The sequence below is a fragment of the Agrobacterium sp. D14 genome (genome assembly GCF_001526505.1).
Classification (GTDB): domain Bacteria; phylum Pseudomonadota; class Alphaproteobacteria; order Rhizobiales; family Rhizobiaceae; genus Agrobacterium; species Agrobacterium leguminum.
Genome location: NZ_ASXX01000063.1, coordinates 152,918 through 172,903 on the forward strand (window position 1 = coordinate 152,918; position 19,986 = coordinate 172,903).

17 protein-coding genes and 1 riboswitch are annotated in these 19,986 nt (G+C 60.9%); of the genes, 9 read left to right on the forward strand and 8 right to left on the reverse strand.

Going from position 1 to position 19,986, the window contains the following annotated elements; genetic code table 11:
* Positions 1-65: 65 nt before the first annotated feature.
* From atzF to L901_RS23705, 7 genes are all read right to left on the reverse strand, one after another.
* The gene (gene atzF, locus L901_RS23675) at positions 66-1,892 is read right to left on the reverse strand and encodes an allophanate hydrolase (protein ID WP_059760639.1); all 1,827 of its coding nucleotides are present in this window, start codon (positions 1,890-1,892) and stop codon (positions 66-68) included.
* The gene (gene uca, locus L901_RS23680; protein ID WP_059760641.1) at positions 1,892-5,428 is read right to left on the reverse strand and encodes an urea carboxylase; all 3,537 of its coding nucleotides are present in this window, start codon (positions 5,426-5,428) and stop codon (positions 1,892-1,894) included. Before uca ends, atzF begins: the two co-directional genes overlap by 1 nt.
* Positions 5,429-5,432: 4 nt before the next feature.
* Positions 5,433-6,083 carry an urea amidolyase associated protein UAAP2 gene (locus L901_RS23685; RefSeq protein WP_059760643.1) on the reverse strand — a complete coding sequence of 217 codons (651 nt, stop codon included), beginning with the start codon at positions 6,081-6,083 and terminating at the stop codon, positions 5,433-5,435.
* Positions 6,084-6,099: 16 nt separating this feature from the next.
* Positions 6,100-6,915 (reverse strand): urea amidolyase associated protein UAAP1, encoded by an 816-nt coding sequence (locus L901_RS23690; protein WP_082710803.1) that lies wholly within the window; start codon positions 6,913-6,915, stop codon positions 6,100-6,102.
* A gap of 163 nt (positions 6,916-7,078) precedes the next feature.
* Positions 7,079-7,825 (reverse strand): ABC transporter ATP-binding protein, encoded by a 747-nt coding sequence (locus L901_RS23695; protein WP_059760647.1) that lies wholly within the window; start codon positions 7,823-7,825, stop codon positions 7,079-7,081.
* A complete protein-coding gene (locus L901_RS23700) occupies positions 7,822-8,640 on the reverse strand; it encodes an ABC transporter permease (protein ID WP_035263172.1) in 819 nt (272 codons plus the stop codon). The genes L901_RS23695 and L901_RS23700 overlap by 4 nt, the downstream gene beginning before the upstream one ends.
* A gap of 60 nt (positions 8,641-8,700) precedes the next feature.
* Positions 8,701-9,774, reverse strand: a complete 1,074-nt coding sequence (locus L901_RS23705) for a putative urea ABC transporter substrate-binding protein (RefSeq protein WP_059760649.1) — start codon at positions 9,772-9,774, stop codon at positions 8,701-8,703.
* A gap of 73 nt (positions 9,775-9,847) precedes the next feature.
* Positions 9,848-9,957: riboswitch (guanidine-I (ykkC/yxkD leader) on the reverse strand.
* 327 nt (positions 9,958-10,284) lie between these two features.
* On the opposite strand from L901_RS23705, the gene L901_RS27865 reads away from it, so the two are divergent.
* Genes L901_RS27865 through L901_RS23725 form a run of 5 tightly spaced genes read left to right on the forward strand, consistent with a single transcriptional unit; the run spans position 10,285 to position 14,495 of the window.
* Complete coding sequence (locus L901_RS27865; protein WP_256381361.1) at positions 10,285-10,938, forward strand: ABC transporter substrate-binding protein; 654 nt, start codon at positions 10,285-10,287, stop codon at positions 10,936-10,938.
* A complete protein-coding gene (locus L901_RS27870) occupies positions 10,935-11,528 on the forward strand; it encodes an extracellular solute-binding protein (protein WP_256381362.1) in 594 nt (197 codons plus the stop codon). Before L901_RS27865 ends, L901_RS27870 begins: the two co-directional genes overlap by 4 nt.
* Before the next feature lie 46 nt (positions 11,529-11,574).
* Positions 11,575-12,492, forward strand: a complete 918-nt coding sequence (locus tag L901_RS23715; RefSeq protein ID WP_059760857.1) for a carbohydrate ABC transporter permease — start codon at positions 11,575-11,577, stop codon at positions 12,490-12,492.
* On the forward strand, positions 12,489-13,319 hold the full coding sequence (locus L901_RS23720; protein ID WP_004432685.1) for a carbohydrate ABC transporter permease: 831 nt from the start codon (positions 12,489-12,491) through the stop codon (positions 13,317-13,319). Before L901_RS23715 ends, L901_RS23720 begins: the two co-directional genes overlap by 4 nt.
* A gap of 15 nt (positions 13,320-13,334) precedes the next feature.
* A complete protein-coding gene (locus L901_RS23725; RefSeq protein ID WP_059760651.1) occupies positions 13,335-14,495 on the forward strand; it encodes an ABC transporter ATP-binding protein in 1,161 nt (386 codons plus the stop codon).
* 46 nt (positions 14,496-14,541) lie between these two features.
* Here L901_RS23725 and L901_RS23730 read toward each other — a convergent pair whose 3' ends face one another.
* A complete protein-coding gene (locus tag L901_RS23730) occupies positions 14,542-15,303 on the reverse strand; it encodes a GntR family transcriptional regulator (RefSeq protein ID WP_035263179.1) in 762 nt (253 codons plus the stop codon).
* A 222-nt stretch (positions 15,304-15,525) separates the two neighbouring features.
* Here L901_RS23730 and L901_RS23735 point away from each other — a divergent pair, with 222 nt between their 5' ends.
* The 4 genes from L901_RS23735 (at position 15,526) to L901_RS23750 (ending at position 19,918) form a co-directional block, all read left to right on the forward strand.
* Positions 15,526-16,557, forward strand: a complete 1,032-nt coding sequence (locus L901_RS23735) for an L-idonate 5-dehydrogenase (protein WP_059760653.1) — start codon at positions 15,526-15,528, stop codon at positions 16,555-16,557.
* 54 nt (positions 16,558-16,611) lie between these two features.
* On the forward strand, positions 16,612-17,760 hold the full coding sequence (gene dgoD, locus L901_RS23740; protein WP_059760859.1) for a galactonate dehydratase: 1,149 nt from the start codon (positions 16,612-16,614) through the stop codon (positions 17,758-17,760).
* Positions 17,761-17,939: 179 nt separating this feature from the next.
* Entirely contained in the window at positions 17,940-19,139 is a 1,200-nt protein-coding gene (locus tag L901_RS23745) for a mandelate racemase/muconate lactonizing enzyme family protein (protein ID WP_035236078.1), read from the forward strand.
* Positions 19,140-19,150: 11 nt separating this feature from the next.
* The gene (locus L901_RS23750) at positions 19,151-19,918 is read left to right on the forward strand and encodes an SDR family oxidoreductase (RefSeq protein WP_059760655.1); all 768 of its coding nucleotides are present in this window, start codon (positions 19,151-19,153) and stop codon (positions 19,916-19,918) included.
* Positions 19,919-19,986: the final 68 nt, after the last annotated feature.

Genomic DNA, 19,986 nt, shown 5'->3' on the forward strand with positions numbered 1-19,986 from the left:
CGGCTCGCGCAGTCAAAAGCATCACCGTTGCTCGCCGGAGGATGCCCAGATATCTTGAGAAAATGTCACGCATGGCTTTTCCTTTCTTCTTGTTTGATCGACCGGATATAGGCGCGCCAACCGCCAAGGCCTGTCACTTCCACAGCACCCTTGAGCGCATAGGGTTCGCACAGGAAGCCGGAGATTTGTAATCCGTCGTCCAGAGTCACCTTGCCGATGCCGAGGGGAGCGGGAATGTTCTGCACGAAACGTCCGAAGGCTTCGGGCGTCACCCTCCAGACCTCCACCTCCAGCCCCGCGCCTTCAAAGCCGGGCTCCCGCAGCAGGCCGGGTTTCGGCGGAACGGTATTTGGCAAGACGAACAGCCGGTAGTCGCCGGCCGTGCGGCAGGATTTCATCAGCCGACCGCCGGGGCCTGTGAGTTCGTGATTGAGCGGCATGCCGGTGAGATGGGCGCCGACAACGACAATCGGCACCAGCCCGTCATCGGTATCCGTCACTTTCGAAGCTTCCGGGAGGGCAGCCTTACGGTCCCTGCCCATGCCCGGCTGCAATGCGCGGTGCAGCATATCGGCAAACGGCGCCAGCGCATCGTCGGAAAAGGCCGGGCCGAACAGGGTGACACCCGCCGGCAAATGATCCGCGGCATCGAAACCCGCGGGAACAGCGATGGCCGCATAACCGAACAGATTGGCGAAATTGGTATATCGCCCGAAATGGCCGTTCTTCGCGATCGGATCTGCGCGCATCTCCTCCACCGTGTAGGTGGTCGGGGATGTCGGCAACATCAGCGCGTCGGCTTTCGCCCATTCCGCCGATGCCTTCTGGCGAAGCACCTCAAGCCCGTATAGTCCCTCGAAGGCGTCGACGGCATCGTATCGCCTTGCCCCCTCGATGATTGCCCTTACGGTGGGATCGAAATCGCCGGCATTGGTCGCCAGAAAATACTTCAACGCCGCCAGACGCTCGGCCACCCACGGGCCGTTATAGAGCAGCTCGGCGGCCTGACGGAACGGCGCATAGTCGAAGGGGACGATGTCTGCGCCGAGCATTTTCGCTTTTTCGATAGCCGCGTCATAAAGCGCCTCGAAAGCGGCATTGCCGAAAAATTCCCGTTCCCCGGGCTCAAGCACACCAATGCGCATCCCGGCAGCGGGTAGGGTGGCCGGCTTTGCCCTGCGCGAGAAGGGATCGCCGGGGTCATAACCCTCCATGACCCGGCGCACAGCCACACCGTCGCCCACCGTCGCGGAAAAAACGGTCACGACGTCCACCGAGCGGCATGCGGGTACGACGCCGACATTCGGCACCAGTCCGGGCGTAGGCTTGATGCCGACAATATTGTTGAAGGCGGCGGGCACGCGGCCGGAACCGGCCGTATCCGTGCCGAGCGCGAAACTGGCAAGGCCAGACGCCACCGCCACGGCGGAGCCGGAAGACGAGCCTCCCGACACATAAGACTTGTCGAAGACGGAGCGCGGCGCGCCGTGCGGCGAGCGCGTGCCATTCAGCCCGGTGGCGAACTGGTCGAGATTGGTCTTGCCGATGACGATTGCACCTGCAGCCTTCAGCCGGGCGATGACGGTCGCATCCTGTTGCGGCCGGTAGGCAAAGGCCGGGCAGGCGGCCGTCGTCGGCAGGTCGGCCACGTCGATATTGTCCTTGACGGCAAAAGGCACGCCCCACAGCGGCAGGCTGTTGGCTCCGGGCGCGCGGGCCAGCAGGTCGCGGGCGGCGGCGCGCAGATCCTCGTCCGGCGTCTTCGTTATGAAGATCGCCGGATCGTCCGACGCCTCGATGCGAAGAATTATCTCCTCGACGAGATCGAGTGGGCTCAGCCCCTTTGCATAGGCATCTTTAAGCGAGGCGATATCGAGAATGATCGGCAACATTACATGGCCTCCAGAACGACCAGCACGTCGCCGGCCCTGACATTGCGGCCCGGCCCGGCGCGGAGATCGCGCACCTTGCCCGCGGCGTGCGCGTTGACGGTGATTTCCATCTTCATGGATTCGATGATGGCGAGCGTTTCTCCTGCCGCCACCTTCTGCCCTTTTTCCACCAGCACCTTCCAGACATTGCCCGGCACGGCACTTTCAATGCCGAAGCAGCCGTCGGGAATATCGCCGCCAAGGCCGGGACCGACGCCTTCATCGACAACGAAACTGTCGAGCCCCTCATCCTTCCAGCGTTGGCGTTCCGCCTCGAAGGCGGCCTGCTGGCCTGCCTTGAATGCGCCGATTGCGGCGGCATTCTTCTGAAGCTCCGCCTCGTAATCCGCATAGGAAAACTCGCCCTCTTCGATACGGACGGGATAACCCCCATGGGGAAAGGCGGCGCGGGCTTCGGTCAATTCGCCGTGGCTGACGGGAAAGAAACGGACCCGATCGAAGAAATCGAGCAGCCAGGGTTTGTCCTTGCCGAAGACCGGGGTTTGCCGCCACGTATTCCACATCTGGATGGTGCGCCCGAAGAGCTGATAGCCGCCCGGTCCCTCCATGCCGTAGATGCACATATAGGCGCCGCCGATGCCGACGGCGTTTTCCGGCGTCCAGGTGCGCGCCGGATTATATTTTGTCGTGACGAGGCGATGGCGCGGGTCGAGAGGCGTGGCAACCGGGGCGCCGAGATAGACATCGCCAAGCCCCATGACGAGATAGGAGGCGTCGAAGATTTTGTCTTTGACCGCCTGTTCGTCATCCAGACCGTTGATGCGGCGGATGAATTCAATGTTCGAGGGGCACCAGGGCGCATTGGGGCGCACCAGCTCCTGATATTTGCGCATCGCCAGCGCCGCATCCGGATCGTCCCACGACAGCGGCAGCCAGACGGTGCGGCTCGGCACCTTCACCGAGTGAACGGAAGGCATGCCGCTTTCGATTTCGGAAAGAAGGCCGAGCAACCGGCCACGCGTCACATGCGATCCATCGTAGTGAATCTGCAGCGAGCGGATGCCGGGGGTCAGGTCGATCAGGCCGGGAACGCCGGCTTCCCGCACCGCCTGCATCAAAAGATGGCTGCGCAGGCGCAGGCTGACATCGAGCTGCATCGGCCCATATTCGACCAGCAGGTTGTCATCGCCCTGCCGGCGATAAACGACCGAAACCTCGCCGTCATCGCGATGGCCGAGAATGGGAGAGCCGGCATTGTCGCCAATGCGTTTGACGACGGGACCGGCAATGGGATCTTCCGCCCGCGCAACCGGATGAAAGCGGATTTTGTCGCCCGGTTTGAACTGTCCCATCTTCCATTGCTCATCCGCGGCAATCACTGCGGGGCAAACGAAGCCGCCGAGGGACGGGCCATCCGGCCCGAGAATGATTGGCATGTCGCCCGTAAAATCGATGGCGCCGATGGCATAGGCATTGTCATGCAGGTTCGATGGGTGAAGCCCGGCTTCCCCGCCGTCCTGGCGCGCCCATTTCGGCGCAGGGCCGATGAGGCGTATACCCGTGCGGGCGGAATTGAAATGCACCTCATATTCGGTCGCAAACAGGGTCTCGATATCGTCCTCAAGGAAAAAATCCGGCGCGCCATGGGGGCCGTAGAGCACGCCCACCGACCATTCGCGGGTCAGGTCGGCAGGTTCGGAAGCGGCTTTCGCACCGGCCTGGGGGGCGCGGGCGAGGCGAAGAACGTGGCCGGCGCGCAAGGTGCCGGTGGCGTTGCCGCCGAACTGACCAAGCCCGAAAGTGGCGCGCGAGCCGAGCACGACCGGCGCATCGAAACCGCCGGCCACCGCCAGATAGGCCCGCTGCCCCGCACCGCCGATCTGGCCGATGGTAAGCGTCTGCCCGGCCCCGACCGTGATCGGGGTGTTATGCGGAACGGGTTCGCCGTCGCACGTCATCGGCATTTCCGCACCGGCAAGCGCCACCGTCACATCCGCAAAGAACTTGAGCACCGGACCGGAAACGGTGATTTCCAGAGCCGCGGTGTGGTTGTGATTGCCGACCAACCGGTTCGCATGACGGAAGGAACGTTCGTCCATCGGTCCGCTCGGCGGCACCCCGACATGCCACAAGCCGAGACGGCCAGGCAGTTCCTGAAGGCTCGATTGGGCTCCCGGTGCAATGACCTCGACGACATCCGGCACGAAGAGAAAATCCTTCAGCGCCGTGGTCGCGACATTGCCGGTCCGGAAAAGGCTGGAGCCGGCAATCGCCCTGAGATAGTCGAGATTGGTTTCGATGCCTGAAATCGCGGTGTGCGACAGGGCGTCGTCGAGACTGGCGATCGCCGCGTTGCGACCCGCGCCCGTGACGATGATCTTGGCCAGCATGGGATCGTAAAAAGGCGTTACCTCCGTACCGGTCTCTATCCAGCCGTCGACCCGAGCGTCTTCGGGAAAAACCACCTCGGTCAGAAGACCGGCGCTCGGGCGAAAATCGGCATGCGGCATTTCCGCATAGACACGAGCCTCGATGGCCGCCCCCTTCGGTATCAGCTCCTCTGCGCCGGTCAGGACATCGTCGCCGGCGGCCTGACGGATCATCCATTCCACCAGATCGATGCCGAAGACGGCTTCGGTTACCGGGTGCTCCACCTGCAGCCTCGTATTGACCTCCAGGAAATAGAATTCCTCGCGGGCCGGATCGTAAATGAACTCGACCGTGCCGGCGGAGCGATAATTCACCTGTTTTCCAAGCGAGACGGCCGCCGCGTGCAGGCGCGCCCGAACCTCATCGGAAAGCCCGGGGGCGGGTGTCTCCTCGATAACCTTCTGGTTGCGGCGCTGAAGCGAGCAGTCGCGTTCGCCAAGCGCGATCACGCGTCCCTTGCCGTCGCCGAATATCTGCACTTCGACATGGCGGGCCTTCGCCACGAACCGCTCCAGATAGACGCGGGCGTCGCCAAAGCTCGCTTTCGCCGTTCGCTGCACGCTCTCGAAGGCCGCTTTCAGCGCGGCATCGTCGGCGCAGAGCTGCATGCCGATGCCGCCGCCGCCGGCGGTGGATTTCAGCATGACCGGATAACCGACGGATTCCGCGGCGGCGAGCGCCTCTTTGACCGAGCCAAGCAGCCCGGAGCCCGGAAGCAGCGGCACACCGCTTTTCTGCGCCAGTTCCCGGGCGGTATGCTTCAGGCCGAAATCGGCGATGTTTTCCGGCGTCGGGCCGATGAAGACGATGCCTTCAGCCGCCAGCCTTTCGGCAAAGCCGATATTTTCGGAAAGAAAGCCATAACCGGGATGGACTGCTTCCGCGCCCGTCTTTTTGCAGGCGGCAATCACCGCTTCGACATCGAGATAACTTTCTGCGGAGGGCGCCGGCCCGAGGCGTATCGCTTCGTCGGCCGTCAATGCCGCCCTGGCGAAGCGGTCGGCATCGGAATAGACCGCCACGGAGGCAATACCCATGTCCCGCAGCGTTCTGATGATGCGGACGGCGATTTCGCCACGATTGGCGATGAGGACTTTCTTGAACATTGGCTCAATCCTCCCCGTTCCAAACGAGCACCCGGATCGGCGTCGGATCGAAACCATTGCAGGGATTGTTGATCTGCGGGCAGTTGGAAATGACCAGCAGCACATCCATCTCGGCCACCAGTTCGACGTAGTCGCCGGGCGAGGAAATGCCGTCCACGATGGTCATGCCGCCATTGGGCGAAATGGGCACATTCATGAAAAGGTTGATATTGGAAACGACATCGCGTTTGCCCATGCCGTATCTGGCGACCTCGGCGACGAAATTGTCCCGGCAGGCATGAAGATATTTCGTCCCGTGGCCGAAACGCACCGTGTTGCTTTCGCAGGAGCAGGCGCCGGCGGAGGTATCGTGACGGCCGCAGCTGTCGGCGGTCACGGTCAACATCACACGACCCTCGCTCGACATGATTTTCGTGCCGGTCGAAATATAGGCCGCGCCCTGCGCCCGCACCGTATCCTGACTGGAGTAGCGTTCCGAAAAGTCTCGAGCGTTGTAAAACAGCGTATCGATGGCCTGCTGGCCGTAAGTGTCTTCGATACGAACCGTGGCGCCCTTGCGGATGAAGGTGGAGAAGGGTTTTTCAGCCGGGACGTAGTGGTTTTGCGCTGCATTTTCACATGTGCGCGACAAAACGGTTTCAATGAAATCGGTCATGTTCGTTTCTCCCGGCTCAAAGGTTGGAAAGCGCGTTGTTCTCGAAGCCGCGCACGGCCTCGGCAGTGGCGGTCCGGCACAGGTCGTCGGCGGCAACCGGAGCGGCCGCAAGGCGGGTGACCGTCACCGGGTTCGGCGCATAGGCCGGGTTGGGATCGAGCGGATGCGGGCAATTGGAAAAACCGACCAGCATGTCCATTTCCGCACGTAGCTCAACATAGTCCCCGCCGTTGAGGAGGGCCGGGTTCCAGAAAAACCGGCCTTCGGCATCAACACGCACTGGCGCGAAAAGCGTCAGCGCGGCGGGAATGTCACGGCGGTCGAGGCCGAGCTTCATCGCCAGCTTGATGAAATTATCGCGGGTGTCGCGCAGATGTGCGCCCTCATAACGGGCGTTGCTCTGCGCGTTCGAGCCGCCAACAAGGCAGTCATGCGCGCCGGAACTGTCCTCGGTAATCGAAAACATCACACGCCCCATGTCGGAAAAGATGACGCGGCCTTTGGAAAGCCCCGTCGTCCACTGCACCTTGATCGTGTCGGGCAGATTGATGCGTTCCGAGGTGTCGGCGGCATTCCAGGCGATGAGCGCAATCGAAGAGAAGCCGTGGCTGAGGCTGATGCGCAGCACCTCTTCCCTGCGCAGCCTGGTCGTCCAGTACCAGCCGCCGGGAATGATTTCGCGGTGAAGGATTTTCGTTTCGTCGAGCATGGGTTCGGGCAGGAGGCTGAAGCCGGGCAGCGCCTTGGGCGCGAATTCCAGCCCCTTTTTCTGGTGATCTTCATAACGGGCGCGGTTGGCGGCGATTTCTTCGGGCGAACGTCTTTGGTGCATAAGGTGCTCCATGGCGGTTGAGTTCGGGTCGTCCCGGTGTCTGCCCTTGTTTGCCGGGTCGTCCCGGCGGGCCGTCGGAAGCAATTCCGGCAAGGGTGCTGAGCCGCCCCTCCATCCGCAACTGCGCAGTCGACATCAGGGCTTGGCCCTGATGCATATCGTTTCAGGCGGCGACGCCGCCGGCCCGGCGCGGCGGCCAGATCGAAATGTCGCGGGTGACCGTTGCGCCATAGCGCAGTTTTTCCTCCGGGCGGTCCCGTGGGCGCTCGAAAGCGATGACGCGGGTGGCAAGCGTGAAGGCCTCGCGCATGTCGTGCGTCACCATCACCACCGTCATCTGCGCTTCGTTCCACAGCCGTTTCATCAGCTGGTGGATTTCGGCGCGAATGCCCGGATCAAGTGCGCCGAAGGGTTCGTCGAGCAGCAGGATTTTCGGCCGCATCAGCAGCGTCTGGGCAAGCGCCAGGCGCTGCTGCATGCCGCCGGAAAGCTGGGCAGGATATTTGTCTTCCGAGCCTGAAAGGCCGACATCGGCGATCATGGTGCGGGCCTCGTTGATCGCGGTCCGGCGGGCGGTGCCGAACAGCCTGCCGCTGACGGGCGACGCTGCAAGTTCCTTGCCGATCAGGACGTTACCGAGCACGGTCAGGTGCGGAAACACCGAATATTTCTGAAACACGACGCCGCGGTCCGGTCCCGGTTCGTCGGGCAGCGGTTTGCCGTCGAGAAGGATCGTGCCGCGGCTCGGCCGCTCCTGGCCGAGGATCATGCGCAGGAAGGTGGTCTTGCCGCAGCCGGACGGACCGACAAGCGCGACAAATGCGCGGGATTCGATCTCGAGCGAAACATTCTCGAGCACGATCTGGTCGCCATATTCCTTCCAGACATTGTCGATGGTGAGCGTGCTCATGCCTTGTTCTCCGTTGCCGACCAGGGAAAGACGGCGAGGCGCAGCCGGTCCAGCAGCCAGTCGGTCAGCACGGCGATAAGCGTGATCCAGATGACATAGGGAAAAATCACATCCATCGCGAGATAGCGGCGAACGAGGAAGATGCGATAACCGAGCCCCGCATCGGACGAAATCGCTTCCGCGGCGATCAGGAAAAGCCAGGCCGGTCCGAGCTGGAGACGCAGACAGGTGATGAGCCGCGGCAGGACCTGCGGCAGCACCACGCGCAACGCGATCTGCCATGAGTTTGCCCCGAGCGTCTCGGCCTTGATGATCTGCTCGCGCGGCAGTTCGACGGCCCTGAGCGCCAGATCGCGGATCATCACGGGCGCCACACCGATGACGATGAGTGCGATCTTGGAAATTTCGCCAAGGCCGAGCAGGATGAAAAGGATGGGCAAAAGCGCCAGCGGCGGCACCATGGAAATGGCGCCGACGAAGGGCGAAAGCAGTGATCGTGCGTAAGGCAGCATGCCGATCAGCATGCCGATGGCCAACGCCATAGCGGTCGCTATCCCCAGCCCCGAAAACAGGCGGACGAGACTTGCGGCCGTATCCGTCCATAGAAGAATATCACCCGTGCGGGCATCGGGGATGACGGCCAGCCGGTTGATGGCGTCGGCCAGACCGGCAAAGCCCGGCAGAAGCTTGTCATTGGCGTTTTCGGCAAGCCGGGCCGCCGAGCCGACCGTGTAAGCGATCAGCACGGCCGCAAAGGGCAGGACGGCAAGTCCAAGACGGGCGCCGTTCGAAGGACGCGAATTGATCCAGCGCATGGGAAACTCCGGGGTGATGGCAGGGTGGAAGACCGTGCCGGGGCGCGGTACGGCTGGTCCTCAGAGCATTCCCTTGGCCGCTTCGGCCATGTAGTCCGTCGTGAAGCGGAACTTGACGTTGGACGTGTCGCCGCGGACGGCCCCATCCGGAAACGCGATGCCGATCGCATCCGCCGATGACGCGCCGTTGCCAAGCAGGCCCTTGTCGAACAGGAAGTGCCGCACCCGGTCCATGGTCTTCGGCAGATCCGGCGAAGCCGTGAAGGCGACCGCGTCCGCCGGCTTGTCGAACAGCTTGGTGGCCGCCATCTGGGCTTCGAAACCGGCAAGATCCGTGCCGGATGCCTTGCCCATCGCCTCGCGCGCCGCCTTGCCTTCCGCGCTCTCGGCGGTCATCACCTTCATCGTATCGTACCAGATGCCCGCGAGCGCCTTGCCGAAATCGGGATTATCCTTCAGCACATCGGTATGGGCGACCATCAGATCGATGATCTCGCCGGGGACTTTGGAACTGTCGAAAACCTTGTTGGCCGAGGAATTCTGGAGAATGGTCGAAACCAGCGGATTCCACGTCACGACAGCGGAAACCTCCGGTGTCTGATAAGCGGCGACCATGTCCGCGTCGGACGTGTTGACGACTTTCACATCGCGTTCTGAAGAGCCGATGGTTTCGAGCGCCCGTGCAAGCAGATAATGCGACACGGAGAACTCCACGAGATTGATGTTCTGGCCCTTGATCTCGGCAAGGTCTTTTTTGTCCTTGAGGATGACGGCATCGTTTCCATTGGAGAAGTCGCCGACGATGACGGCGGTTGTATCGACGCCACCGGCAGCGGGAATGGACAGGCCGTCCATGTTGGTCAGGGTCACGGCGTCATAGGCGCCCGCCGTATACTGGTTCATCGATTCCACATAGTCGTTGAACTGCGTGACCTCGATATTGATGCCGTATTTATCGGCCCATTTCTTGACGATGCCATGGTCGGCGGCATAGCCCCAGGGCATCCAGCCGACATAGATCGACCAGGCGACCTTGAAATCCTTTTTGGGCGCAGCATCCGCTGTCGAAACCAGCGGGAGCGCAAGAAGGCCCCCCAGCGCGGAAATGGAAATGATTGTTCTGAAAGTCTGCATTGGTATTCCCCTTTTGCTTGTTCTCAAAAAGGGATCGGCATAGACCAACGCCGCCAATCCCTTGGCTAACGAGGTCTCCCGGGCTTTTGTCCCGCCGTGCATCCGTGCGAGATTTCTCCTCGCACAGTGGCTGCTCTCGGACCAGTCATGCAAACCTGCACCGGAACCCTAGCGGCCAACTCGGAACAAACGAAGCAAACCGCGTGCCAGATTGGATTTCGGGCTTTGACGCGCGATTTCGCCAAAATGCGAAGAAGAGTGCCCGATTTGTGTTCTTGCCGATGGGCTTCCAAGCATATTTTTTAGGCGCAGCTTCGACGAGCCGCCGTGTCGTGGCTTTCACCAGGCCATTCAGTCGCCATCGTCACTTCAGAATTGCCGGCCGGCAACAACGCAAAATAACAGCGTTGACTTTAGTGAAATATCACAACATTCTAGTTCGCGGATGAGGAGGCATGTCCGGCGGTGGAGGAAACGTCCGTCGGATATGTATAAGGATGGAGGATCCAAATGGCTTATCTGCATTCAAGACGTGGAATTGTTCGCGGCGCCCTGGCGTCCGTGCTGCTGGTATCGGCGCTATCGGGCACGGCCTTTGCGCAGCAGGCGAAAGAGAAGATCACATTTGCTGCGGCGATGTTCTCCGAGGCAGGTCGCGGTGACCGCGCCAAGGCGTGGGTTCAGAAATTCAATGAAAGTCAGGACAAGATCGAGGTCGAGCCGATCGCGATCCCGTTCTCCAGCTTCGCCAACACCGTCTTCACGCAGATGGGTGGGGGCGGCGGCCCGGATCTGGTCCGTTTCGACCAGATCGACTATTTCGCAGCCGTCCCGTCGGGGCGCGTTCTTTCCCTCGAAGGCCTTATCGATCCGTCGCAGTATAAATTCATCGGCCCCGACAAATATCTCGCGGTGAACGGTAAGCGTTATGGCGTGATCTTCGATTCCACCGGTTACGGGCTTCTTTACAACAAGGATATCGTCAAGGGCGCACCGCCCACGACATTCGAGGATTTCCTCAAGGTTGCCAAGGAAACAACGGGTGACGGCAAATATGGTTACGCCTATCGCGCCACGATGGCAGAACGGGCCGGTTTCTGGCAGACGTCTGCAATTTCGTCTACGGATTTGGTGGCCGCTGGAGCGACGCTTCCGGCAATCTGACGGTAAACAGCCCTGAAGTCATCAAGGGTATCGAGGCCTATAAGGCGGTCTACGATCTCGATGTCATTCCGAAAGGCGCCGATGCCGCCACCTACCGGCGCATGTTCTGGGAAGGCAAGATTGCCATGAATGTCGACAATGGCGGCGTTGCGGCGATCTTCCACCAGAATTCCCCGAACCTTCCCTTTGCCGCCGCACCTTCTCCTTTCCCGACACCGGCTCAGGGCCTGATCATGACCATGCTGTCGATCAACGCCAATACCAAGCACAAGGATGCGGCCGTCACCTTCCTGAAATGGGCGCTGGAGCCGGAAAATCAGCAGGGCCTGCAAAAGGCCATGGGAACCATCGTCGGCACGGTGACGCAATATTCCGCCGAGGACCTGGCGGCGCAGCCCTGGCTTACCGTTTATGACAAGCAGGTCGAAACGGCCGTTCCGCAACTGGTCATGGGCCTTGAGACGAAGACGCCGGAAATCCAGCAGATCGTGCTCGAGAGCGTGCTGAAGGTTCTTCAGGGCGGGGAAAACCCCAAGGACGCCATGGATGCCGCGCAGCGGCTGATCGAGCGACGGGTGCTGCGCCGCTGATGCGGCGCAGACTTTACCTGCAATTTTCACAAAGCGAGTAATGTCGATGCGATCATCCGACTCACGCAGCGGGATCGAGGGCAGCCGGTGGACACCTTATTGGTTCGCCGCGCCTGTCGCCCTTTATCTTCTGCTGTTTCAAATCTACCCCTTGCTGCAGGAGTTGAAGCTCAGCTTCACATCGACTTCGCTGCTGTCTCCCGACGACCAGCTCTTTGTCGGTTTCGAAAACTATCTCTACATCTTCGAAACCAGCGATTTCGCGCAGGTTCTCTGGGTCACGCTGATCTATACGATCCTCTGCGTCGTGCTGGCGATCGGTTTCGGTCTCGGTACGGCGCTGCTTCTCAACAACCCCTTTACCGGACGCGGGATTGCCCGCGCGCTGGTAACGGTGCCCTGGGCGGCGCCGCCCGTTGCCGTTGCACTGATCTTCACCTGGATGCTCAACTCCCAATATGGCGTGTTCAATTATGCGCTGCGGGTGCTGGGCCTGCCGTTTTCCAGTGAAAACTGGCTGGACAATCCGTCGCTTGCCCTGCCTGCCATCATGATCACGACCATCTGGCAGATCTTTCCGTTTTCTTCGGTCGTCATTCTGGCAGCCTTGCAGGGCGTTCCATCGGAAGTGCGCGAAGCTGCGATCATCGATGGAGCCGACCGGTTCAACGTCTTCAAGACGGCTGTATGGCCGACCATTCAGCCGACCGTGCTGTTGCTCGCCCTCTTCGTCACCATCTGGTCGCTGCGCCGTTTCGATCTGATCTGGCTGATGACGCAGGGAGGTCCGATCGGCGCGACCAATACGCTGGTGATCGAGCTCTACCGCCAGGGCTTCGTCTATCGCGAGCTCGGCAGCGCTGCCTCCATCGGCATGGTGGGCCTCGCCATCGCGCTTGTCGTGACAATGATCTACTTCAAGATATCGCAGCGTGCCGAACGTGCGCAGGGGAGACGCGCATGAAAACCTCTCCCTGGCAGCACAGCCTGCGCATGATCAGCGTCCTTGCCCTTCTCGGTGTTGCTGTCTTCCCGATCTATTGGATGTTGGTGACATCGCTCACCACGTCTTCGGAGCTTTTTGCGGCAACCCCGCAGTTCCTGCCGTCGTTTTCGGAACTGAATGTCTATCAGGACGTGTTCAAGACCATACCGGTTGCGACATGGCTGAAAAACAGCGTGATCGTCGCTTCCGGCACGACGGTGCTGAGCATTGTGCTGGCGATCCTGCCCGCCTATGCGCTCTCCCGTTTCCGGTTCGCCGGTCTTGCTCTTCTCGGCTTCGTGCTGTTTGCCACCCAGATGCTGCCCGAAGCCATGCTGGTCGTGCCGCTCTACGCCATCTTCGGCGATCTCGGGCTGCTCAATACTTTGACCGGCCTGATCCTCGCCAACACCGCCTTTACGGTGCCGGTCATCGCCTGGATTCTCAAAGGGGCCATCGATGCAGTGCCGATCGAGGTTGAAGAGGCCGCCCGCATGGAGGGGTGCTCCAAGCTCGACGTGGTGCTTCTGATCGTGGTGCCGCTGATTGGGCCGACGCTCGCCGCCGCCTCGGTCATCGCATTCTTCAACGGCTGGAACGAGTATGTTTTCGCCCAGACGCTCATCAGCAGCGAAAGTCTGCGCACCGCCTCGGTGGGGCTCGCCGGTTTCGTCGGCGAATTGTCGACGCCCGTGCATTCCGTCATGGCCGTCGGCTTCATCTACACGCTGCCTGCTGTCCTGTTTTACCTTCTTGTCCAGCGTTATGTCGTGGCCGGTATGACGGCCGGCAGCGTCAAGGGCTGATAAAGGATCTTTGAAATGGCATCCATTACCCTGAAAAGCGTCAGCAAGAGTTTCGGCGCAAAGGACGTTATCCGCAATATCGATATTGCCGTTTCGGACGGCGAGTTTCTGGTGCTGCTCGGCCCTTCGGGCTGTGGAAAATCGACGCTTCTGCGCATGCTGGCCGGTCTTGAAAGCATTTCCGGCGGAGAAATACTGATCGGCAGCCGCCGCGTCGACAATCTGCCGCCAAGCGACCGCGACATGGCCTTCGTTTTCCAGTCCTATGCGCTCTATCCGCATCTGACCGTGCGCAGGAACATGACGTTTCCGCTGGTGATGAAACAGTTCCGCTGGTGGCATCACCTGCCAATCATCGGAGGCCTTGTCAGGCGGCGGATCGAGAATTCGCCGCAGGTCAAGGAAATGGTGCAGCGCAATGCGAAGATACTGGGCCTGACCGAGATGCTGGACCGGTTTCCGCGCACCCTGTCGGGCGGGCAACGGCAGCGTGTCGCGTTAGGCCGGGCGATGGTGCGGCAGCCCGAAGTCTTCCTGATGGATGAGCCGCTCTCCAATCTGGATGCCAAGCTCAGGACGTCGATGCGGGCGGAAATTTCCAAGCTGCATGCCGATATCGGCGGTACATTCGTTTATGTGACCCACGATCAGGTCGAGGCCATGACGATGGGAACCAAGATCGCGCTGATGCGCGACGGTGTCGTTCAGCAATTCGGTTCGTCCCGCGAAATCTATAGCGATCCGGCCAATACCTATGTCGCGCGCTTTATCGGCACGCCGCCGATGAACCTCATCGAAGCCGATGCGGCAAGCGGTGTCGTCAGCGTCGGTGGCATTGCGCTGGCATTGCCGCAGGGCCTGTCGGCAGCGGTCAGGGAGGGCGGCAAGGTTCTGTTCGGCATCCGCCCGAATGCGATCAGGCTGACGCCTGAACGTCAACCCGGCAGCGTCGAAGGAACGGTGACGCTGGTGGAGCATATCGGCGCCGAATCCGTCATTGCGGTCACGCTCAGCAATGCCCGCACGGCGCATCGCGAGGAAGGCGAACTGGACGCCGTCATGGTCACCGAACAGGGGTACACCGGGCTTAAAGTCGGTGATCCGGTTTCGCTGGCGTTCAACCTCGATGACGCCGTTCTGTTTTCCGCCGAAACCGGCCTGCGGCTACGCGCATAATCTTCAGCACCGGAGCCGGATCATGAAGAACGCAAGAGGCGATACTTCACAGCGAGATCAGCGATTCCAGGCTGGAATCGAGGATGGATGGATCGATGTCCCTCTCAAGGGCATCGAACATCCGGTCGACATAGTCGATCAGCTGGTCGGACGCCTCGACGGCCAGCGCGACATTCCGCTTGGCGATTGCCTCGAGTATGCCGATATGGCTCTGGATACTTCCGGCCAGGCTTTCCGCGCCGCCGATATTGCGGTGATGGATCAGGCCGATGCGCCGGAACAGGGTGTGGAGCGGCCGCAGCGTATGCTCGAGGAACGGCTCTCCCGCCGCCAGCAGGATCAGCTTGTCGATGCGGCGGTCGAAAATATTGAAATCGCCGATCGCCATCGTGTCGCGCTGGTCTTTCAGAATGCGGGTGATGTGCAGCATCTGCGAACGGTGCGTGGACGTGGAGTGCTCGGCGGCCAGCGACACGACGAAACGCTCGAGGTCGCGCCGCAAACGCAGAAGCATTCGCTCGCGGGCGAGGTCGATGGGCGCGATCTGCAGGCCATGACGGGGCTGAATGATCACGAGCGTATCGGCGGCCAGCCGGCTGACTGCCTGATGCACGGGCGTGCGGCTCAATCCGGTCTCTCTCTGCAAGTCCTGAATGGAAAGAAAGCGGCCCGGCTTGAGTTCACAGGTAATGATCAGGTGCTCGATGCGCTCATAGGCAAGCTCCGTCAGATTGACGCTGTTGCGTCTCTTTTTCTCCTGCGGATTGCCGTCCTCATCTTTCGTCCCGTTCTTGTCTTCACCGGTCATGCTTCATTCCTCGAGATTCTGCCTGACGTTACCGTTCCGTCTCGTCAGTTGCAAAACGCAATGACAGGAAATTTCTCAATATTTCAGATTTCCAGAATTTTCAAAGGAAGCACCGGCGCGGCGAGAAAGCTTTTCGCCAGCGTGAGGCACCATCAAACCAAAAATTGTCTCGCTTGAAGGCTGCTCAGGCACCGTCACAGCGAAATCAGGAAGGAAAATTCGATGTTAGGCGTTATCATTCACGCTCAGAAGGATCTGCGGATCGAACCCGTGGCCAGCGTCGCCCCGGCTGCCGGTCAGGTTCGGATTGCCGTCAAGGCCGGAGGTATTTGCGGTTCCGATCTCCATTATTACCTGCATGGCGGTTCCGGCAGCATCCGCGTGCGTGAGCCGATGGCGCTCGGCCACGAGATGGCCGGCATTATCGAGGAATGCGGCGCCGGTGTTTCACATCTGGTGCCGGGCATGCGGGTGTCGGTCAATCCGAGTTCTCCCTGCTACGAATGTGAATATTGCCGGGAGGGCGCCCATAACCAATGCATGAACATGCAGTTCATGGGCAGCGCCATGCGCCTGCCGCATGCGCAGGGCGGTTTTCGCCAGAGCATCACCGTCAGCGCCGCCCAGGCAATTCCGATTGCCGAGACGGTTACCATGGCGGAAGCGGCCATGGCTGAGCCGCTCGCCGTTGTTCTGCACGCCATGAAACAGGCGGGGCCGCTTCTGGGCAAGCGTGTGCTGGTTACGGGCTGCGGTCCGATAGGGGCGTTGTGCGTGCTGGTGGCGCGGAATGCGGGCGCTGCGGAGATCATCGCGACCGATGTGGGCGAATTCCCGCTGCAGGTCGCGCGTAAACTCGGCGCGACAGCGGCTCTCAACATGGCGACGACGCCGGAAGCGCTTGCGCCCTACGCCACGGGCAAGGGTACGGTCGACATCTTGTTCGAGGCCTCGGGCAATCAGGCTGCGCTCAACGGCGCACTCGCAGCCATCCGCGCCGGCGGCATCATCGTCCAGCTCGGGCTTGGCGGCGATGTTACATTGCCGATCAACGCCATCGTCACCAAGGAATTGCAGCTGCGCGGCACCTTCCGTTTCGACAGTGAGTTCCAGCAGGCCGTCGATTTGATGAACTCCGGGCGCATCGATCTGACACCGCTCGTAACCCATACATTGCCGTTTCAGGAGGCGAATGACGCGTTCATGCTCGCCACTGACAGGTCGCGGGCGATGAAGGTGCAATTATCGTTCTGAGAGACACCGTGGGTGCGGCGATCCGCTTCGATGGCGGAGATGAAGGCAACTATCATGAAGATCACAAAACTCACCACCTATATCGTTCCGCCACGCTGGCTGTTCCTCAAGATCGAGACGGATGAGGGCATCACCGGCTGGGGCGAGCCCGTGGTCGAAGGCAGGGCTCTGACGGTTCAGGCTGCCGTGCATGAGCTGGAGGATTACCTCATCGGCAAGGATCCGTTCCTGATCGAGGATCACTGGACGGTCATGTATCGCGGCGGGTTTTATCGTGGCGGTGCGGTCCATATGAGCGCGATTGCCGGGATCGACCAGGCGCTCTGGGATATCAAGGGCAAAGCGCTCGGCCAGCCGATCCATGCGCTACTCGGAGGCCAGTGCCGCGACCGGATCAAGGTCTATTCATGGATCGGCGGCGACCGTCCGAGCGACGTGGCGAACAATGCGCGGGCCGTCGTTGCCGCGGGCTTCAAGGCGATCAAGCTGAATGGCGCCGAAGAGCTGCAGATCGTCGACGGCAACGACAAGATCGACGCCATCGTCGCGACGATAGGCGCCGTGCGCGATGCGGTGGGGCCGCATATCGGAATAGGCGCCGATTTCCACGGCCGGGTTCACAGGCCGATGGCCAAGGTGCTGGCGAGGGAACTCGAGCAGTTCAAGCTGATGTTCATCGAAGAGCCGGTACTTTCGGAAAATCTCGAGGCGCTGAAGGAAATCGCCAATCATTGCTCGGCTCCGATCGCGCTCGGCGAGCGGCTTTATTCACGTTGGGATTTCAAATCCGTCCTCTCCGGCGGCTATGTCGATATTATCCAGCCGGATCTTTCGCATGCGGGCGGAATTACCGAATGCCGCAAGATTGCGACGATGGCGGAGGCCTATGACGTCGCCCTTGCGCCGCATTGCCCGCTTGGGCCGATTGCTCTTGCTGCCTGCCTGCAAATCGATGCTGTCAGCTACAACGCATTTATCCAGGAGCAGAGCCTTGGCATTCACTACAATCGGGGCAGCGACCTTCTGGACTACATCACCAACAAGGATGTCTTCCGTTACGAGGACGGGTTTGTCGAAATACCGCAGGGTCCCGGCCTGGGTATCGAGGTTGATGAGGCGCATGTGATCGAAATGGCGAGGCAAGGCCATCGCTGGCGCAATCCGCTCTGGCGTCATCAGGATGGCAGTCTCGCCGAATGGTAAGCGCAGCGATGAGGCGGCTTTTCTGACAGTGACGATTCTCTCCGTTGGAACCAGTGCATCGGAGAGCTGATGAGAACCGCCTTTGGGACTGGAGCATGTTTTCTTGTGAGAGATAAGTAGATGGTCCTGTCCATGCAATTTGGAAACGAAACGACGGGCAGACAGAAATGGAAGCAATGATGAAAATAACTGCGATCAAGACTTTTCGAGCAGAAGAGTTCTCCAATGTTCTCTGGGTGCATGTGGAGACCGATCAGGGCGTTACCGGCCTCGGCGAAACCTTTTATGGGGCGGCGGCCGTTGAGGCCCACATCCACGATACGCTGGCAAGCCGGCTGGTGGGCCGTAACCCGCTTCATATAGAAGCCCTTCACCGGGAAATGCTCAACCTGCCGATGGCCCATGCCTCAACGGGGGCGGAACATCGGGCGGCTTCCGCAGTCGACATCGCGCTGTGGGATATTTTCGGCAAGGTGTGCGGGCAGCCTGTTCACCAGATGCTGGGCGGGCTCTGCGTGGAGAAGATGCGTGTCTACAATACTTGCGCCGGAAGCCGCTATGTGCGGACGAAGAAGATCAAGCCGGTCGATACCTGGAATTTGGGTGAGGAAGCCGGTCCTTACGAAGACCTCGACGGTTTCATGAACCGGGCGGGCGAACTGGCGGAAGACCTTTTGTCGAACGGGATCACGGCCATGAAGATCTGGCCGTTCGATCCTCCGGCGATGGAAAACCGCGGCCTGTTCATCACGGCGGAACAGATGAAGACGGCGATCAAGCCGTTCGAGCTGATTCGCAAGGCCGTCGGCGACAAGATGGATATCATGGTCGAGTTCCACTCGCTGTGGAACCTGCCGGTTGCCAAGCAGATCGCGCGCGCTCTCGAACCGTTCAAGCCCACATGGTACGAAGATCCGATACGGATGAATTCGCCGCAGGCGCTTGCCGAATACGCGCATTCCACCGATGTGTGGACCTGCGCCTCCGAAACGCTCGGCACCCGTTTTGCCTATAAGGACTATCTCGACCGCGACGCCGCCCATGTCGTCATGGCCGACCTGTGCTGGACGGGAGGTCTGACCGAGGGCCGCAAGATCGCGGCCATGGCGGAAACCTATCACCGGCCCTTTGCCCCGCATGACTGCATCGGCCCGGTCGGGTTCGCCGCCGCCATCCACATGAGCTTTTCGCAGCCCAACACGCTTATCCAGGAAAGCGTGCGCGCTTTTTACAAGGGCTGGTATCGCGAACTGGTGACGGAGGTTCCGCGTATCGAGGGCGGCTTCGTTTATCCGATGGAAGGCCCCGGTCTCGGCACTGAACTGCAACCGTCCTTCTTCGAACGCTCGGATCTCTCCGTCCGCGTCTCTGAACTCTGAGGGGAATCGTCATGAGCGTTTCACTATTCGATCTCAGCGGCAAGACGGCGCTGATCACCGGTTCGTCTCGCGGTTTGGGGCGGGCCTTCGCCGAGGGGCTGGCGAATGCCGGCGCCCGGGTGATCCTCAATGGCGTCGACGACAAGCGACTGGAAGAGGCGGCTGCGGCGATGCGCTCGACAGGTCGTGAGGTGCTGACCGCGGCGTTCGACGTGACCGACGAAGCCGCTGTCATTGCAGCCTTCGAGCGGTTCGACCGGGACGGTATCCGGGTGGATATCCTCGTCAACAATGCCGGCATCCAGTTCCGCAAGCCTATGCTGGAGCTGGAGAGCGCCGACTGGCGAAGGGTGATAGACACCAATCTGACGTCGGCCTTCCTCGTCGGCCGGGAGGCGGCCAAGCGAATGGCGGAGCGCGGCTCCGGCAAGATCATCAATATCGGATCGCTGACCTCCGAACTCGCCCGGGCAACGGTTGCGCCTTACACCGTGGCGAAAGGCGGCATCAAGATGCTGACCAAGGCCATGGCGGCCGAGTGGGCCGAAAAGGGCATTCAGGCCAATGCGATCGGCCCTGGCTACATGATCACCGATATGAACGAGGCCCTGCTCGCCAACCCGGAATTCGACGCCTGGGTCAAGGCGCGCACGCCGGCGCGGCGCTGGGGCCGGCCCGAAGAACTGGCGGGAACCGTCATCTATTTTGCGTCCGCCGCATCCGACTACGTCAATGGCCAGATCGTCTATGCCGATGGCGGCATGATCTCCGTGTTGTAGGCGAGCGCCCGCAATTCGTTTCGTCACGCTTGGGGAGAGCGTGACGGGCTCAAGAAAAACCAGTGGAG

Bases quoted from the DNA above. Each gene is read 5' to 3' on its own strand.
- atzF (WP_059760639.1), bottom strand. From the start codon at position 1,892: ATGTTGCCGATCATTCTCGATATCGCCTCGCTTAAAGATGCCTATGCA.
- uca (WP_059760641.1), bottom strand. From the start codon at position 5,428: ATGTTCAAGAAAGTCCTCATCGCCAATCGTGGCGAAATCGCCGTCCGC.
- L901_RS23685 (WP_059760643.1), bottom strand. From the start codon at position 6,083: ATGACCGATTTCATTGAAACCGTTTTGTCGCGCACATGTGAAAATGCA.
- L901_RS23690 (WP_082710803.1), bottom strand. From the start codon at position 6,915: ATGCACCAAAGACGTTCGCCCGAAGAAATCGCCGCCAACCGCGCCCGT.
- L901_RS23695 (WP_059760647.1), bottom strand. From the start codon at position 7,825: ATGAGCACGCTCACCATCGACAATGTCTGGAAGGAATATGGCGACCAG.
- L901_RS23700 (WP_035263172.1), bottom strand. From the start codon at position 8,640: ATGCGCTGGATCAATTCGCGTCCTTCGAACGGCGCCCGTCTTGGACTT.
- L901_RS23705 (WP_059760649.1), bottom strand. From the start codon at position 9,774: ATGCAGACTTTCAGAACAATCATTTCCATTTCCGCGCTGGGGGGCCTT.
- L901_RS27865 (WP_256381361.1), top strand. From the start codon at position 10,285: ATGGCTTATCTGCATTCAAGACGTGGAATTGTTCGCGGCGCCCTGGCG.
- L901_RS23715 (WP_059760857.1), top strand. From the start codon at position 11,575: ATGCGATCATCCGACTCACGCAGCGGGATCGAGGGCAGCCGGTGGACA.
- L901_RS23720 (WP_004432685.1), top strand. From the start codon at position 12,489: ATGAAAACCTCTCCCTGGCAGCACAGCCTGCGCATGATCAGCGTCCTT.
- L901_RS23725 (WP_059760651.1), top strand. From the start codon at position 13,335: ATGGCATCCATTACCCTGAAAAGCGTCAGCAAGAGTTTCGGCGCAAAG.
- L901_RS23730 (WP_035263179.1), bottom strand. From the start codon at position 15,303: ATGACCGGTGAAGACAAGAACGGGACGAAAGATGAGGACGGCAATCCG.
- L901_RS23735 (WP_059760653.1), top strand. From the start codon at position 15,526: ATGTTAGGCGTTATCATTCACGCTCAGAAGGATCTGCGGATCGAACCC.
- dgoD (WP_059760859.1), top strand. From the start codon at position 16,612: ATGAAGATCACAAAACTCACCACCTATATCGTTCCGCCACGCTGGCTG.
- L901_RS23745 (WP_035236078.1), top strand. From the start codon at position 17,940: ATGAAAATAACTGCGATCAAGACTTTTCGAGCAGAAGAGTTCTCCAAT.
- L901_RS23750 (WP_059760655.1), top strand. From the start codon at position 19,151: ATGAGCGTTTCACTATTCGATCTCAGCGGCAAGACGGCGCTGATCACC.